Origin of the sequence: Kitasatospora sp. NPDC059462 (assembly GCF_042749955.1) — a bacterium.
Lineage (GTDB): Bacteria > Actinomycetota > Actinomycetes > Streptomycetales > Streptomycetaceae > Kitasatospora.
The window spans coordinates 1-14,454 of the sequence record NZ_JBHYUU010000021.1; the positions used below are offsets into that span (position 1 = coordinate 1).

The window sequence follows — 14,454 nt, forward strand, 5'->3', positions numbered from 1 at the left end:
AGACGGTCGTCGACCGCGACGAGCTGACCTTCCACATCGAGCGCGAACACCTCGTCCGCGTCGAGCCCGGCCCAGCAGTGGGTGAGCAGGGCGAGTTCCAGCGCGGCCTTGGCCGGGCGGTGGGCGCCGTCGGGCTCGCGGGCCGCCCGGCCCGGCGCCGGGCCCCGGCGCGCGAACGGGTCGAAGTCGTCGAGGTGGCGGACGAGCCAGCCGAGGGTGCCGTCGGAGAGCCGGCGCAGGCCGGGGGCGCGGTGGAGGGCGGATCCCGTGGTCACAGGCGCCCCGTCTCGTCGAGGTAGTCGAGCAGCGCGGCGTCCACCGTGTCGTGGAAGGCGGCGAGGGTGCGGCGGTCGTCCTCGCGCCGGTAGAGGTCCTCGCAGCCGATCCAGCGCTCCCGGGTGAGGGCGGCGGGCAGGTAGCCGGTGGTGACGGTGCCGACCTCCCAGTCCGGCCGGCCCGCCGTCTCCCAGCAGCTGGCGAGCGTGCCGTCGGCGCTCACCACCGCGCCGTAGCGGCCGTCGCCGTGGCCGCAGGTGGCGCAGGGCCGGTGGGCCTGCGGGCGGACGACGGTGAAGCCGAGGTCGAGCGCCCGGCGCTGCCAGCGGGTGAAGCGGTCGGACAGCTCCCGGGTGTGCCGCAGGTCGTTGCCGTAGCCGACGCCGACATCGCCGACCTGGGCGAAGTAGAGGGTGCAGCGGGCCGGGTCGAGGGAGCCGGCGAGCCGGCCGATCAGCGCGTCCACGCCCTCGTGGGTCTCCTGGGAGACGTTCACCCGCAGCTGCCAGTGCAGCGGGGAGGCCGCGGAGGCGCGGGCGAGGTTGCCGACGATGGTGTCGAAGGTCCCGCCGCCCTCGGCGCGCCGGATCCGGATCCGGTCGTGGTCGGGGCGGTCGCCGTCGAAGGTCACCTGGACGGAGCGCAGTCCGCGCCCGGCGAGCCGTTCGGCCAGCGCGGGGGTGAGCAGGGTGGCGTTGGAGATCATCCAGGCCGAGGCGAGGCCGTGGCCGGCGGCCCGTTCGAGGAGTTCCAGGCAACCGCGCGGGTTGAGCAGCGGCTCGCCGCCGAACAGCAGGATGCGCAGCTTCTCCAGGCCGGCGTCGGCCATCCGCCGCTCGGTGAAGTCGAGGATGTCGGTGATGGTGCGCGAGGTCAGCCGCTTGCGGGCGATCCGGGGCGGGCGGCTGCCGCCGTCCTCGTCCTGGGCGGTGTTCTGGAAGCAGTAGCCGCAGCCGAGGTTGCAGTGGGTGCTGGTGAGGACGGTCAGCGCGTAGCTGCGCGGGGCCGGGGCGGTCAGCAGGCCGCGTTCGCGCAGCCCGCGTTCGGTGCCGGGGCGCAGGGTGCCGTCGGCCGTCAACTGGCCGGGGCGCAGCCGGGCGAGGCCGCCGCCGGGGCCGAGGAACCACCAGTTCCGCTCGCCGCGCAGCAGGCGGGAGCCGCCCTCGGCGGTGGCCGGCGCGGGGCTCACCGGGCACCCGCCGACGCCGGGACCGTCGGCCGGCGGTGCAGCAGGACCACCGTCGCCAGGGCCACGACCAGGGTGGACTGGTAGGACGCGCGGAAGAACGTGAAGGGGTCCGCGCCCGCGCCCGCCCGGTCGGCGGCGGAGCGGCCGGGGACGGCGCCGTCGGGCCGCTGGACCTCGGCGAGCATCCGCAGGCCGGCCGCCCCGGACGGGGTGCTCAGCGGGTCGAGGCCCAGGCAGTGCTGGGCGAGCAGGAGCTTGCCGGTGAGGTCCCACTCCTCGCGCCGGACGCACTGTTCGGTGAGCCGGAGGACCCGGTCGCGGGCGTGCGCGAGGTCGGCGGCGCGCAGGCCGGGCTCGCGGAAGCCGAAGTCGGCGAGGTGGAAGACGGTGTGGGTCACGTTGCACACGTCCAGTTCGGCGAGCGGCCGGTCGTCGCCGTGAGCGGCGAGCCGGCTGATCCGGTAGAGCTCCGGGTAGTCGGCCAGGCGGTGCGGCACCCCGGCGAGTTCGGCGTAGTAGCGGGTCTCCAGGTGCAGGTAGGGCGACTTGCGGCGCGGGGTCAGGAAGTCGCCGGCGACCGCCTCGGCGAGGACCGCGCGGTGCGGGCCGTCGGCGGCCGCTCCGGGCGGGGCGAGCGCGCCGTACATCAGCCGGAACTGCCGGGCCCAGCGCGGCTCGGCGGCGAGCAGGCGCGGGTGGTCGGGGCTGCGCCAGACCCGGTCGACGGTGGCGGTGACTCCGGCGAGGTCCGGGTCCGCCGGGTCGGCCTTCGCCCAGGCGCGGCGCAGCAGGGCGAGTTGCAGCAGCGCCTTGACCCTGGGGGTCACGGGCAGTTCGGCGCGGCCCGCCGGTTCGTCAAGGAAGCCGCAGTGCAGGCCGGTCCACCGCCGTGCTCCCGCCGAGAGGCTCGTGACGGCCGCGAGGTCCGGGTCGGCTGGTCGCGTACCCATGGTTCTCCCTTGAGGTTGCGGGCTGCTGGGCGGTCTGCTCGACGAGGTCGGCGGCGCGCCGGGCGCTGCCGGTCTCGGCCCCGGCGAGGCGGCGGCCGAGGCGGCGGGCGTGCTCGCGCAGCCGCTCGTCGTGCCAGGCGGCGTCGAGCAGGGCGGCCGGGTCCGGCCGCGGCGGGCGCGGGAGGTGGACGGCGGCGCCCTCGCGCAGCAGGGCGCCGGAGAGCACCGGTTGCTCGGAGCCGTTGGGCGTGACGCCGAGCGGGCGGCCGCGCAGCAGGGCGCCGAGGACGGGGGCCGAGGTGCCGGCGGTCAGCACCAGGCCGGCGCGGTCGACGAGCGGCCCCAGCCAGGGTTTGCGGACGAGCAGGATGTCGGCGTCCGGGCCGGGCCGCGCCTCCCCGGTGCGGCCCTGTTCCACCACGGCCTGGTAGCGGCCGCCGGTGAAGGTCGCGTTGAGGCGGGGCCACGGGGTGCCGCCGCCGAAGAAGCGGCCGAGGTGGACGTAGACGACGGGCTTGCCGGTGCGGGCCAACGCGGTGTCGACGGCGGCGAGTTCGGCCGGGTCGGCGGCGGGCTCCCAGGCGAGCGGGCCGACGTGGTGGACCTGTGGCGGCAACTCGGCGCCCGGGTGTTCGAGTTCGGGGACACCGCGGAGCAGCAGCACGTCACCGAGCAGCGGGGAGTCGGCGGGTGAGGCGTCGCCGGGTGGCGTCGGGCGGGGCGCGAGACCGGCCTGCTCGCGGGTGGCCGCGTACAGCGCCAGGGTCTCCTGGGTCCGGTTCTCCCGGGTGCGGCCGTACTGCGGTTCGTCGGCGCCGCCGGAGCGGTAGGTCCACAGGTGGACGGAGAGCCCGATCACCACCACCGGCACGTCCAGCACCTCGGCGGCGAGCAGCGCGCCGTTGCACAGCACCGAGGTGACCAGCAGGTCGGCCCGGGCCTGCCGGGCGGCGCGCAGCACGGCCCGGTACTGCGCGAGGCCCGTGACGCCCCAGCGGGCCGCGTCGAAGGCCCGCTCGCCGCCGAACTCCTCCGCCGCCGCGAACGGCAGACCGGCCTCGGCCGCGAACGGTGCGGCGCCGGCGCGGCCGAGCACCGAGACCCGGTGGCCGCGGCGGCGCAGCTCGCGCCCGGCGGCGAGCGCCGGGTAGAGGTAGCCGCCGTCACTGAGCGGGCAGAGCAGGATGTTCACGGAGCCTCCGGGCCGGGGCGGGGGGCGTGGCGACGGGCGTCGTGGCGGACGGCGCGGTGCGGGTCGGGGGCCGGGCCGGACGGGAGGCGAGCGGACCACCCGGCCGCCGGCGGCTCGGGCCGGGGCCGGGTGGTCCGCTCAGGCGTCAGGACGCCACGTCCCTACGGACCGCGTCAGAGCGCCGCGCTGTTGTTGATGATGCAGATGTCCTCGACGAGGCCGTCCTCCTCCTCGATGCCGTGCGCGACGACGTCGACCTCCTCGTCCTCGGCCTCGGTCGGCTCCGGGTTGATGGACTCGGGCATGGTGTCCTCCCTCTGCAGTGCGGCGTCCGCTACGCCGGCCCGGGGCCACCGTAGGGAGGCCCGGTATGGCGGCGCTTGGGCGGCGGTTCGATTTCGGTATGACGGTTGGTCAGCCGCCGTTCGCCGGTGGTGCACGCGCTGTTCGACGTGGGCCCGCGCCGGCGTTCGGCGGTGGCGCACCGCGACCCGCCCGGCGGTGGCGTGCCGGGACCGTCTCAGTGGTGGCGCGCCGGGACCCGTTCGGCGGCCCGGGCGGCCCGCTCCCGGGCGTAGGCGTAGAGCAGCGCGGGCATCGCGTAGCGCACGGTGCCCGCCGGGCCGGGCGTGCCGGCCAGGGTCAGGATGCTCGCCTCCAGGAGGTCCTCCAGGGTGCGCGCGGCCGTCCCCGGGTCGCAGTCCAGCACCGCCGCGGCCCGGTCGAGCGTGAACACCGGCCGGGCGAGCAGCCCGAGCCGCAGCACCGCCCGGTGCCCGGCCTCCGGCAGCTCCCCCACCGATCCGGCCAGCCGCACCCGCACCAGCGGGTCGCCGCCGCACAGTTCGTCCAGCAGGGCGCGTCCGCCGGTCAGCCGGGCACCGTACTCGCCCAGCGGCACGTGCCGCAGGAAGGCCAGGCGGTCGGCGACCAGCCGCACCCCGAGCGGCAGCAGCCCGGCGGCGCACACGATCCGGGCGGCGGCCTCGCGGTCGGCCTCGACGCGCTCGGCGCCGATCGTCCGCCCGAGGAACTCCACCGCCTCGTCCACGGCGAGCGGCGGCAGCCAGAACCGGTGGGCGCCCTCCAGGCCGATCAGCCCGGGCCGGGCGGTGACCACCACCGCACTCTCCCCGGCCTCCGGCAGCAGCGGCCGGACCTCCGACTCGCGGCGGGCGTCGTCGACGACCACCAGGGCGCGGCGGCCGGTCAGCCACAACTGCCAGGCCCAGCGCGGGTCGCCGCCACCGCCGCCGCGCCCGGCGGGGGCGGTGGCGGCGAGCAGTTGGCGCAGCACGTCCTCCGGCGGGCGCAGCCGGCCGTCGTCCCCGCGCAGCCGCACGAACAGCCGGCCGTCCGGGAACCGCTCGCCGAGCCGGTGCGCGGTGTGCACGGCGAGCGCGGTCTTCCCGGCGCCGAGCGGTCCGCTCAGCACGGCGAGCCGGCCGGCTCCGCCGGTGAGCACCTCGGCCAGGCGGTGCCGGACGGCGGCACGGCCGGTGAAGGCAGGCGGGTCGACGGGCAGCAGGTGGGGCGGCGCCGGGCCCCCGACGGCGGCGGGCCCGTACGGCGCGGCCGGAGGGGGCGGGGCGGCCGGCCCGGACGGGGCGGCGGTGCGCGGCAGGACCGGGCCCGCGTCGCAGAGCAGCGCCCGGTAGAAGCGGGCCAGCGCCGGGCTGGGCGGCAGGCCGAGCTCATGGGCGAGCAGCTGGCGCAGCTCGTCGTAGACGGCGAGGGCCTCGAAGCGGCGCCCGGCCTGGCAGAGCGCGGCCATCTGCAGCATCCGCAGCCGCTCGCGCAGCGGGTGGCGCTGGGCGGTCTCGGCGACCCGCTCGATCGCCTCCGCCCCGCGCCCTGCGGCGAGTTCGGCGTCCAGCCAGTCCTCGAACACCCCCAGGAAGCGGCGGTCCAGGCGCTGCGCGGCGGCGTCGATCAGCGGCACGTCCCGGAAGCCGTCCAGCGCGGGTCCGCGCCAGAGCTCCAGCGCCTGCGCGAACGCCCCGGCCCGGGCCCGCTGTTCGAAGCGGAGCGCGTCGAGGCCGTCCTCGCCTGCGTGCAGGACGTAGCCGCCGGCCTGGTGGCTGATCCGCACGGCCGGGACGGCCCGCTCCCCGGCGCTCCCGGGCTCGGCCCCGAGCAGCCGGCGCAGCCCCGAGACGTACACCTGGAGGTTCTTGCGGGCGGTGCGCGGCGGCGCGTCGTCCCACAGCGCCTCGACGAGCGTCTCGGCCGACAGCCGGGTGTTCGCGTGGGACAGCAGTGCCGTCAGGAGGACCTGTTGTTTCCGTGATCCCGCGTCGAGCTCCCGGCCGTTCTCCAGCACGCGGAGCGGGCCGAGAATCCCGAATCCAACCGTCATCTCACGCCAACTTGATGACGAAGGAATGCCCTTCCACCTCGGCGTCCGAAACGGCGTCCAGCCGCTGTTTCACGGAATTGAGGACGGCCACCTCGTCCTCGGTGAGCCGGGACAGCACGTCCTGCTGTTCCAGGGTCAGCAGGTCGACCGGATTGCCCGCCTGCCGGAGGGCGTTGAGGGCGTCGAAGGTCATGGTCCCCTCCTTCTCGGATGCCAGATCATCATCACCGCCGCCCCGGGGCCCGTCCATGAGACCTTTGGGCCAGGAATCACCGCCGGTCGCCGGTGCGGGGGCGGACTCCGCGAGAATCAGCGCGAGCAGTCCGGCCTGCAGTCTTGACCGGAGTCCCAGTTTCGCCAGAATGGCGGTGACGAACCGTTTGACGGTGCGTTCGCTGATATGGAGTTCGTAGGCTATCGACCGATTGTCGTATCCGAGGCCCAGCAGGTGCAGCACGGCGCTCTCGCGCGGGGTCAGCGCCCCGGCGAGCGACAGCGCGGCCGCCGTCGGCCGTGGCGCGCCACCGGGCACCCGGGGGCTCCCGCACGCCGGACAGACCGGATCTCCACCACCCATCGACAGGATCCCCCCTCCGGCGGCACAGCACTGCGGTGCCCTCATGCTGACGCCCGCACCGGGCACCGGCAAGAGGGCGGGCGCGTCAGGAGCATGCCACCCGTGCGCGGCGCCGTTTGCCGGTGCCGCTCGCCGGGGTGCGGGGGTGTCGTCACCGATCGGCGCCGTCACCGGTCACCCCGAGGCCGCCCGCCTCCTCGACCGGCCGGGCGGCTTCGGCCCCGGCCGGGCCTGCCGTCAGCGCCGCTCGGCGTCGGGGGCCGGGTCGGGAGCGGGCGCCGTGCCGGGGGCGGGCGCCGGGTCGGGAGCGGGCGCCGTGCCGGGGGCGGCGTCGGGGGCCGCCTCGGCGAGGGCGTCCAGCACCGGGCGGATGAGCGGGTGGCCGTCGGCCCCGGCCCGGACGGCGGCGAACACCCGGCGGGTGGCGAGGGCACTGTCGACGGGGCGGACGGCGACCCGGGCCAGGTCGACGCCGAGCAGCGCCGAGCGCGGCACCAGCGCCACGCCCGCACCGGCGGAGGCGAGGGCGACGACGGCCCGGAAGTCGTCGGAGGAGTGCACCAGGCGCGGCTGGAACCCGGCGTGCTCGCAGGCCAGCAGCACCACGTCGTGGCAGGGGTTGCCCGGGTAGGGGCCGATCCACGGTTCTCCGGCGAGGTCGGCCACCGCGATCGGGCCCCGGCCGGCGGCCAGCGGGTGGGCGAGCGGCAGCACCGCCTCGAACGGTTCCGCGTACAGGGGCACCCGGGTGAGGCGGGCGTCGTCGGCACGCGGAGCGCCCCGGTACTCGACCGCCACCGCGAGGTCGGCGCGGCCGTCGAGCACCATCGGCAGGCTGGCGTCGCCCTCGGCGTCGAGCACCTTGAGCCGGACGCCGGGGGCGCGGGCGGCCAGGGTGCCGATCGCGGGCGCGAGGACGAGCGAGATCCCGGTGGCGAAGGAGGCGACGGTGACCTCGCCGGAGACGCCCGCGCTGTAGGCGGCGAGGTCGGCCTCGGCGCGTTCGAGCTGGGCGAGCACGGCGTCGGCGTGGCCGAGCAGGATCTCCCCGGCGGCGGTGAGCCGCACGCCGCGGCCCTCGCGGGCCAGCAGGTGGTGACCGGTCTCCTGCTCCAGCGCGGCGAGCTGCTGCGAGACGGCGGAGGGGGTGAGGTAGAGCGCGGCCGCCGCGGCGGTCACCGTCCGGTGGTCCGCCACCGCTCGCAGGGTCCGCAGCCGTCTCGCGTCGATCACAGCCCCAATTCTGCCAGCGCCCCCGCGCCTGCCGGGGCGGGGGTGAAGAGCCGGGGAAGGAGTGGCCCCGTGAAGTGGGAAGTCGGACCGGCCGACTTCCCGCTCCGCGGGGACACGCCCGGGGCTGCTCCGGGGCTGCTCCGGGGCTACTCCGGAGGGCTGCGGCGGACGGCCGGGGCGGCGGGGCGGGTCACCCGCTCCGAGGCGGGCGGTCCGGGCGGGGCGGCGGGGTCGCGGTCGGTGGGCAGCCGGCCGGTGAGCAGGAACGCCACCAGGCACCCGGCGAGCAGCACCGCCACGCCGCCGACCGCGTCCAGCACCCAGTGGTTGGCGGTGGCGACCACCACCAGGAAGGTCGCCACCGGGTAGAGCACCGCCACCGCCCTGACCCATGGCGTACGGGCGGTGCCGACCACCACCAGCGCGCACCAGGCCGCCCAGCCGATGTGCAGCGAGGGCATCGCCGCGTACTGGTTGGTCAGCGCCGTCAGCGCGCCGAGCGGGGACTCGCCGGGGGCGCCGCCCGGCTCCTCGTGCAGGCCGGTCCCGGGCACCAGCCGGGGCGGTGCGAGCGGGTAGCCCCAGAAGCCGAGCAGCGCCAGGCCGGTGGCCGCGAACAGCACGGTGCGGGCGGTGCGGTAGCGGGCCGGGTGGCGGACGTAGAGCCAGAGCAGCACGGCCAGCGGGACGGTCACGTGCAGCACCCGGTAGTACTCCTGGGCGAGGTCGCGCACCCAGTCGCCGGCCCGCAGCGCCCAGCCGTTCAGGGCGGGCTCGATGTCCAGGTGGAGGGCCTGCTCCAGGCGGTAGAGGCGCCGCGCGTGGTCGGTGGCGTCGGCGACCCGGTCCGGGGCGGCGTTGCGGATGTAGGTGTAGACGCCGTAGCCGACCTGGATGAGCAGGAGTTCCAGGACGGGGTTGGGCCGGGAGACCGGGCGCAGCCGGGCCGGCAACAGCGGGAGGCGTGGGGGGCCCAGGCGCCCGAGCGGGCCGGTGCGCCGGGGCGGGGGCGGTCCTGGGGCGCGGTGCAGTCGCCACCGCGGGTCGGTGCGGCGGCGGAACGGCAGGGCGGTGGCGGCGGCGAGGGCGAGCAGGACGGGGGTCTCGCGCAGCAGCCGGCTGCTGACCGGCTCGACGCCGGGGTCGAACAGGGTGGCGGGCAGCAGGGCGGCGGTGACGGCGACCACCGGCCACAGGGCGCGGTCCTCGGGGCGGCGGCCGAGGCGGCCGGTGGCGGCGAGCAGCAGCCAGCCGAGGTCGGCGGGGCCGGCGACCGGGGCGGCGGCCACGGTCGCGCAGCCGACGACGCCGACCGCGAGCAGCGGCTGACCGTCGGCGGCGAGGGCGCGGGCACGGCGCAGCGCGAGCACCGCGACGGCGGCGGCCACCACGAGCCGCAGGGCGAACAGCGGAGCGGACGGTCCGTAGGGGCCGAGCGGGCCGGGGCCGGTGAATCCGTACCGGAGGCGGAGCAGGAAGCAGAGGGCCGCGGCGGTGGCGGCGGCGGTCAGCGCGGCCCGGGCGCGCAGGAGGGGCGCGAAGAGCAGCGCGACGGGGTGCAGGGCGGCGGCCGCGCCGAGCGCAAGACCGCCCGCGCGCCGGGGCAGCACCTCCAGCAGCACGAGCGCAATGACCCAGACCCCGCGAACGGCGTCCTCGGGGCTCCCCCGCAGTGCGGCGCCGACCAGCAGCGCCGCCGCGCCGACCGGCCCGACGGCCGCCGGCACCGGCACCCCGGGCGGCGGCCACCGGGCGACCAGCGCACCGGCGAGCGCGACCGCGCCCAGGGCGGCGACCACCAGCACGGGCCGCCGTCCGGCGGTCCACGTCACCACCGCGCAGGCCGTCAGCGCCGCGACCCAGCAGACCGCCGTGACCACGGCCCTCGGCCTGCTCCCCGCCATCCCGCTCCTCTCCCGCCGCCCGCCGCGCCCCCTTCCCGCCGACTCTCTGCGCCCACCCGACACCCCGCACCCCGAGCACCCCCACCCGGGTGGCGCCACGGGGCGCGCCGACACTTCGCACCGTGCCCGGCGCCGTGCCGGAGAGGTCGTGGAGGGGCACCCGGAAACGGCCCCGGAGACCGCGAACGGGAGTGGGAAGTCGGGCGGGCCGACTTCCCACTCCCGTGGCGGGAGGGTGGGACAGATGGTTCGGAGGCCGTGCAGGCGTTGGCGAGCCCGTGGCGCGTCCGGTTCCGAGCGGACGCGCCACGGGCGATCAGGGGGGGCGGGCGGCTACTCGCCCAGGGCGGCGCGGGCGTCGATGAAGGCGGCGACGGCGCGCTCGACGTCCTCGGTGCTGTGCGCGGCGGAGAGCTGCACCCGGATCCGGGCCTGGCCGTGCGGCACGACCGGGTAGGAGAAGCCGATCACGTAGACGCCGCGCTCCAGCAGCAGTTCGGCGAGGCGGCCGGCCTCGGCGGCGTCGCCGATCATCACCGGGGCGATCGGGTGGTCGCCGGGCAGGATCTCGAAGCCCGCCTCGGTCATCTTCGCGCGGAACAGCGCCGTGTTGGCCGCCAGCCGCTCGCGCAGCTCGTTCGACTGCTCGACGAGGTCCAGCACCTTCAGCGAGGCCGCCGCGATCACCGGCGCGAGCGAGTTCGAGAACAGGTACGGCCTCGACCGCTGGCGCAGCAGGGCGACGATCTCGCGCCGCGCGGCGACGTAGCCGCCGGAGGCGCCGCCGAGCGCCTTGCCCAGCGTGCCGGTGATGATGTCGACGCGGTCCATGACGCCGTGCAGCTCGGGCGTGCCGCGGCCGTTCGCGCCGACGAAACCGACGGCGTGCGAGTCGTCGACCATGACCATGGCGTTGTAGCGGTCGGCGAGGTCGCAGATCTCGCGCAGCGGGGCGACGTAGCCGTCCATGGAGAAGACGCCGTCGGTGACGATCAGGCGGCGGCGGGCGTCCTGGCTCTCCTTGAGCTGCTGCTCCAGGTCGGCGAGGTCGCGGTTGGCGTAGCGGTGGCGGCGGGCCTTGCAGAGGCGGATGCCGTCGATGATGCTCGCGTGGTTGAGGGCGTCGGAGATGACGGCGTCGCGCTCGTCGAGCAGGGTCTCGAAGACGCCGCCGTTGGCGTCGAAGCAGGAGGAGTAGAGGATGGTGTCCTCCTGGCCGAGGAACGCGGAGAGGCGGTCCTCCAGCTCCTTGTGCACGTCCTGGGTGCCGCAGATGAAGCGGACGGACGCCATGCCGTAGCCCCAGCGGTCGAGGGCGTCCTTGGCGGCGGCGAGCACCTCGGGGTGGTCGGCGAGGCCGAGGTAGTTGTTGGCGCAGAAGTTGAGGACCTCGCCGGGGGTGCCGCCGCCGGTGACGGTGACGGCGGCGCTCTGCGGGGTGCCGATCACCCGTTCCGGCTTGAAGAGCCCGGCCTCGCGGATCTCGTCGAGGGTGGCGGCGAGGTCGTCGCGCACGGTGTCGAACACAGCTGCTCCTAAGCGGGGTGGCAACGGGGGTGGCGAGGGTGCCGGGGAGGGGGGATCAGGCGGTCCAGTCGAGGATGACCTTGCCGCAGCGGCCGCTCGCCGCCTCGTCGAAGGCGGCCTCGAAGTCGGCGGCGGGGTAGCGGCCGGTGATCACGGGGCTGAGGTCGAGGCCGCCCTCCAGCAGGACGGACATCGCGTACCAGGTCTCGAACATCTCGCGGCCGTAGATGCCCTTGATGGTGAGCATGGAGGTGACGACGGAGGCCCAGTCGATCGGGAACTCCTCGGCGGGCAGGCCGAGCATGGCGATCTTGCCGCCGTGGGTCATGTTGGCGATCATCGACTGGAGCGCCTCGGGGCGGCCGGACATCTCCAGGCCGACGTCGAAGCCCTCGCGCAGGCCGAGCTTCTGCTGGCCCTCCTCGATGGTGTGCTCGGAGACGTCGAGCGCCAGCGAGACGCCGACCTTGCGGGCGAGGTCGAGGCGGTAGGGCGAGACGTCGGTGATCATCACGTTGCGGGCGCCGGCGTGCTTGGCGACGGCGGCGGCCATGATGCCGATCGGCCCGGCGCCGGTGACCAGCACGTCCTCGCCGACCAGCGGGAAGGACAGCGCGGTGTGCACGGCGTTGCCGAAGGGGTCGAAGATCGCGGCGACGTCGAGGTCGACGGGGACGCGGTGGACCCAGACGTTGGAGGCGGGCAGGGCGACGTACTCGGCGAAGGCGCCGTCGCGGTTGACGCCGAGACCGACGGTGTTGCGGCAGAGGTGGCGGCGGCCGGCCAGACAGTTGCGGCACTTGCCGCAGACCAGGTGGCCCTCGCCGCTGACCAGGTCGCCGACGGCGATGTCGGCGACGCCGGCGCCGATCTCGGCGACCTCGCCGACGAACTCGTGGCCGAGGACGAGCGGGGTCCGGATGGTCTGCTGCGCCCAGCCGTCCCACTTGCGGATGTGCAGGTCGGTGCCGCAGATGCCGGTGCGCAGCACCTTGATGAGGACCTCGCCGGGGCCGATCACCGGGGTGGGGACGTCCATCATCCAGAGTCCGGGCTCGGCGTTCTGCTTGACGAGTGCCTTCACGGCGGTGGCTCCTGACGCACGGTGGGGCGGCCTGGTGTGGGCAGGCCGGCGGGGCCCGGTGGGTGGCGGCCTGCGGGGCCGGTGGTGTCCGCATTCCGGGCAGGCAGAAATCTGCCTGGTGGGAGGGGGTGCGGTCCATCGAGGAATTCTTAAGGGCCGCGACAGCTCGGCTAAACGATCGTGCCCGAGCAGGGGTCCGGGGCCGTCGCGGCGTGCCGGTCGGCACTCCGACGGCGGAGCGCGTGGGGCGCGTCCGGGGCGTACGGGCGCCGCTCCGGAGGGCGCACGCCCCCCGGTGCGGCCGGGCCGGGGCACCGGACCGGGGCGGGCACCGGACCGGGCGCGGAACGGGGTCGGTCGCGGAACGGGTCAGTCGCGGCGGGCGGTGACGGCGTGGACGAGGGCGGCCGCGGCGGCGAGCAGGGCGACGGCGAGCGCGAGCAGCAGGGCGGTGGAGGCGAGCAGGTCCGCCGAGCGGTGGTGGGCGGAGAGCCGGGTGAGCAGCAGGTTGACGGGAGGCAGACCCTTGCTGACGGTGAGGGCGAGGAGCAGCGCGAGGGCGAGCAGCAGGCCGTGGCCCGGTCGGCGGATCACCGGCCGGGAGGCGAGCAGGCCGACGGCGGTACCGGTGCAGGCGCAGGTGAGTTGGGCCTCGGTGCCGAGCAGCAGGTCGGCGGCGGTGGGGGTGTGGGTGCCGACGAGCAGCGGCAGGGCCAGGCCGAGGGCGGTGAGTGGCAGGCAGCCGAGGAGGGCGGTGAGGACGGTGCCGGTGAGCAGGCGCCGCCGGCCGCCGGTGGCGGCGGTGAGCAGCGCGCGGTGGGGCCGGTCCTCCAGGCCGGTGAGCGCCGTGGTGAGCCAGGTGGCGGCGAGCAGCATCGCGGCGGAGGCGGCCCCGTGGGCGGCGGTGAGCGGGCCGGTGTCGTTGCTGGTGAGGACGGCGACGAGGGCGGTGAACAGGAGCAGCGGGGCGAGGAAGCGCTGGGAGAGCAGGAGGGTGGTGAGCTGGTAGCGGACGAGGGCGGTCATCGGGTGGCGCTCCTCGGGGCGGATGCGGCGGGCGACGCGGGGGCGGTGGCCGGGCGGGTGACGGCGTGCACGGAGCACCCGTGGCGCAGGGCGGCGAGCAGCACGGCGTCGGTGTGCCCCTGCGCGACCCGCAGGTGGAGTTCGGGGCCGCGGCGGCTGAGGGCGAGGACGCCGGGCAGGGCGCGCCAGTCGGGGGCGCCGGGGCCGGTGCCGGGGCCGGTACCGGTGTCGGTACCGGTGAGGACGATCTCGGCGGACGGGTCGGGCGGGGCGGACGGGTCGGCGACGGGCGCCCACCGGCTCAGCCGGCCGTCGGCGAGGGTGCGGGTGGCGGTGGCCTGCGCCTCGGCGACGGCCTCGCGGTGGTCGGTGAACACCACGGCCCCGCCGTCGGCGGCGGTCTCGGCGATGAGTTCGGCGAGGACGGTGTGCGCGGAGGCGTCGAGCCCGGACCAGGGTTCGTCGAGCACCAGCAGGTCCGGCGGGAGCAGCAGGGCCTGGGCGAGCGCGACCTTCTGGGCGTTGCCCTTGGAGAGGGTGCGCAGGGCCGCGTCGGGGCCGCCGACCAGGGCGAGCCGGTCGAGGAGTTCCCCGGCGCGCCGGCGCGCGGTGGCGGTGGGCAGGCCGCGGATGCGGCCGAGGTGGGTGAGGTAGCCGGCGGCGGTGAGGCGTTCGTGGGCGGTGAACCGGTCGGGGACGTAGCCCACGCCCACGGCGGCCCGGCGGCGGGCGGCGGGGTGGGTGAGGCGGCCGGTGGTGGGGCGGGTGAGCCCGGCGAGGATGCGCAGCAGGGTGGATTTGCCGGAGCCGTTGGCGCCGAGGACGGCGAGCACGTCGCCGGCGTCGAGGCGCAGGTCGACGTCGCGCAGGATCCAGGGCCCGCGTCCGTAGCGCTTGCCGACGGCCACGGCTTCGGTGACCGCCACGGCGACGGCTCCGCTCTGCAGCACCTCGGTGTTCCCCTCCCGTCGGGTCCGGCGGTGCGCACCCTACTCGGGCGCGGGTAGGGGGCGGGTAATGGCGGCGGGGGGCGTGTGGCATGGGCGCGCGAGCGGGGTTGGGGCGGGTGGCTGACGCGTGGGTCCGTTCGGTCCAGCGGGCGGCCGGTGGGCGCGCGGGGCGCTGCCGGGGCGCATA

Annotated in this window: 12 protein-coding genes and 1 pseudogene; all 13 read right to left on the reverse strand. The window is 76.6% G+C overall.

Annotated features, from left to right (window positions below; translation table 11 throughout):
- A pseudogene (locus ACFXAM_RS08635) lies at nt 1-275 on the reverse strand (hypothetical protein); the annotation flags it as partial.
- Nucleotides 272-1,465: a radical SAM protein gene (locus tag ACFXAM_RS08640; protein ID WP_380288829.1), complete on the reverse strand. Its 1,194-nt coding sequence runs from the start codon at nt 1,463-1,465 to the stop codon at nt 272-274. The pseudogene ACFXAM_RS08635 and the gene ACFXAM_RS08640, both read right to left, overlap by 4 nt.
- The gene (locus ACFXAM_RS08645; RefSeq protein WP_380288831.1) at nt 1,462-2,415 is read right to left on the reverse strand and encodes a DUF6895 family protein; all 954 of its coding nucleotides are present in this window, start codon (nt 2,413-2,415) and stop codon (nt 1,462-1,464) included. The genes ACFXAM_RS08640 and ACFXAM_RS08645 overlap by 4 nt, the downstream gene beginning before the upstream one ends.
- On the reverse strand, nt 2,321-3,607 hold the full coding sequence (locus tag ACFXAM_RS08650; protein WP_380288833.1) for a glycosyltransferase: 1,287 nt from the start codon (nt 3,605-3,607) through the stop codon (nt 2,321-2,323). The genes ACFXAM_RS08645 and ACFXAM_RS08650 overlap by 95 nt, the downstream gene beginning before the upstream one ends.
- A 173-nt stretch (nt 3,608-3,780) precedes the next feature.
- Entirely contained in the window at nt 3,781-3,912 is a 132-nt protein-coding gene (locus ACFXAM_RS08655; protein WP_380288835.1) for a hypothetical protein, read from the reverse strand.
- A 215-nt stretch (nt 3,913-4,127) separates the two neighbouring features.
- Nucleotides 4,128-5,966 carry a BTAD domain-containing putative transcriptional regulator gene (locus tag ACFXAM_RS08660; protein WP_380288837.1) on the reverse strand — a complete coding sequence of 613 codons (1,839 nt, stop codon included), beginning with the start codon at nt 5,964-5,966 and terminating at the stop codon, nt 4,128-4,130.
- 1 nt (nt 5,967) lies between these two features.
- Nucleotides 5,968-6,498 carry a helix-turn-helix transcriptional regulator gene (locus ACFXAM_RS08665; protein ID WP_380288840.1) on the reverse strand — a complete coding sequence of 177 codons (531 nt, stop codon included), beginning with the start codon at nt 6,496-6,498 and terminating at the stop codon, nt 5,968-5,970.
- A 282-nt stretch (nt 6,499-6,780) separates the two neighbouring features.
- Complete coding sequence (locus tag ACFXAM_RS08670; RefSeq protein WP_380288842.1) at nt 6,781-7,776, reverse strand: LysR family transcriptional regulator; 996 nt, start codon at nt 7,774-7,776, stop codon at nt 6,781-6,783.
- Nucleotides 7,777-7,922: 146 nt separating this feature from the next.
- A complete protein-coding gene (locus ACFXAM_RS08675; RefSeq protein WP_380288844.1) occupies nt 7,923-9,680 on the reverse strand; it encodes a phosphatase PAP2 family protein in 1,758 nt (585 codons plus the stop codon).
- A gap of 333 nt (nt 9,681-10,013) precedes the next feature.
- Nucleotides 10,014-11,207, reverse strand: coding sequence for a glycine C-acetyltransferase (locus ACFXAM_RS08680; RefSeq protein WP_380288846.1), 1,194 nt, complete (start codon nt 11,205-11,207; stop codon nt 10,014-10,016).
- A 55-nt stretch (nt 11,208-11,262) separates the two neighbouring features.
- Complete coding sequence (gene tdh / locus ACFXAM_RS08685) at nt 11,263-12,291, reverse strand: L-threonine 3-dehydrogenase (RefSeq protein ID WP_380288848.1); 1,029 nt, start codon at nt 12,289-12,291, stop codon at nt 11,263-11,265.
- 369 nt (nt 12,292-12,660) lie between these two features.
- The gene (locus ACFXAM_RS08690) at nt 12,661-13,317 is read right to left on the reverse strand and encodes a hypothetical protein (RefSeq protein ID WP_380288850.1); all 657 of its coding nucleotides are present in this window, start codon (nt 13,315-13,317) and stop codon (nt 12,661-12,663) included.
- Complete coding sequence (locus ACFXAM_RS08695) at nt 13,314-14,267, reverse strand: ATP-binding cassette domain-containing protein (protein WP_380288852.1); 954 nt, start codon at nt 14,265-14,267, stop codon at nt 13,314-13,316. The genes ACFXAM_RS08690 and ACFXAM_RS08695 overlap by 4 nt, the downstream gene beginning before the upstream one ends.
- Between the last annotated feature and the right edge of the window lie 187 nt (nt 14,268-14,454).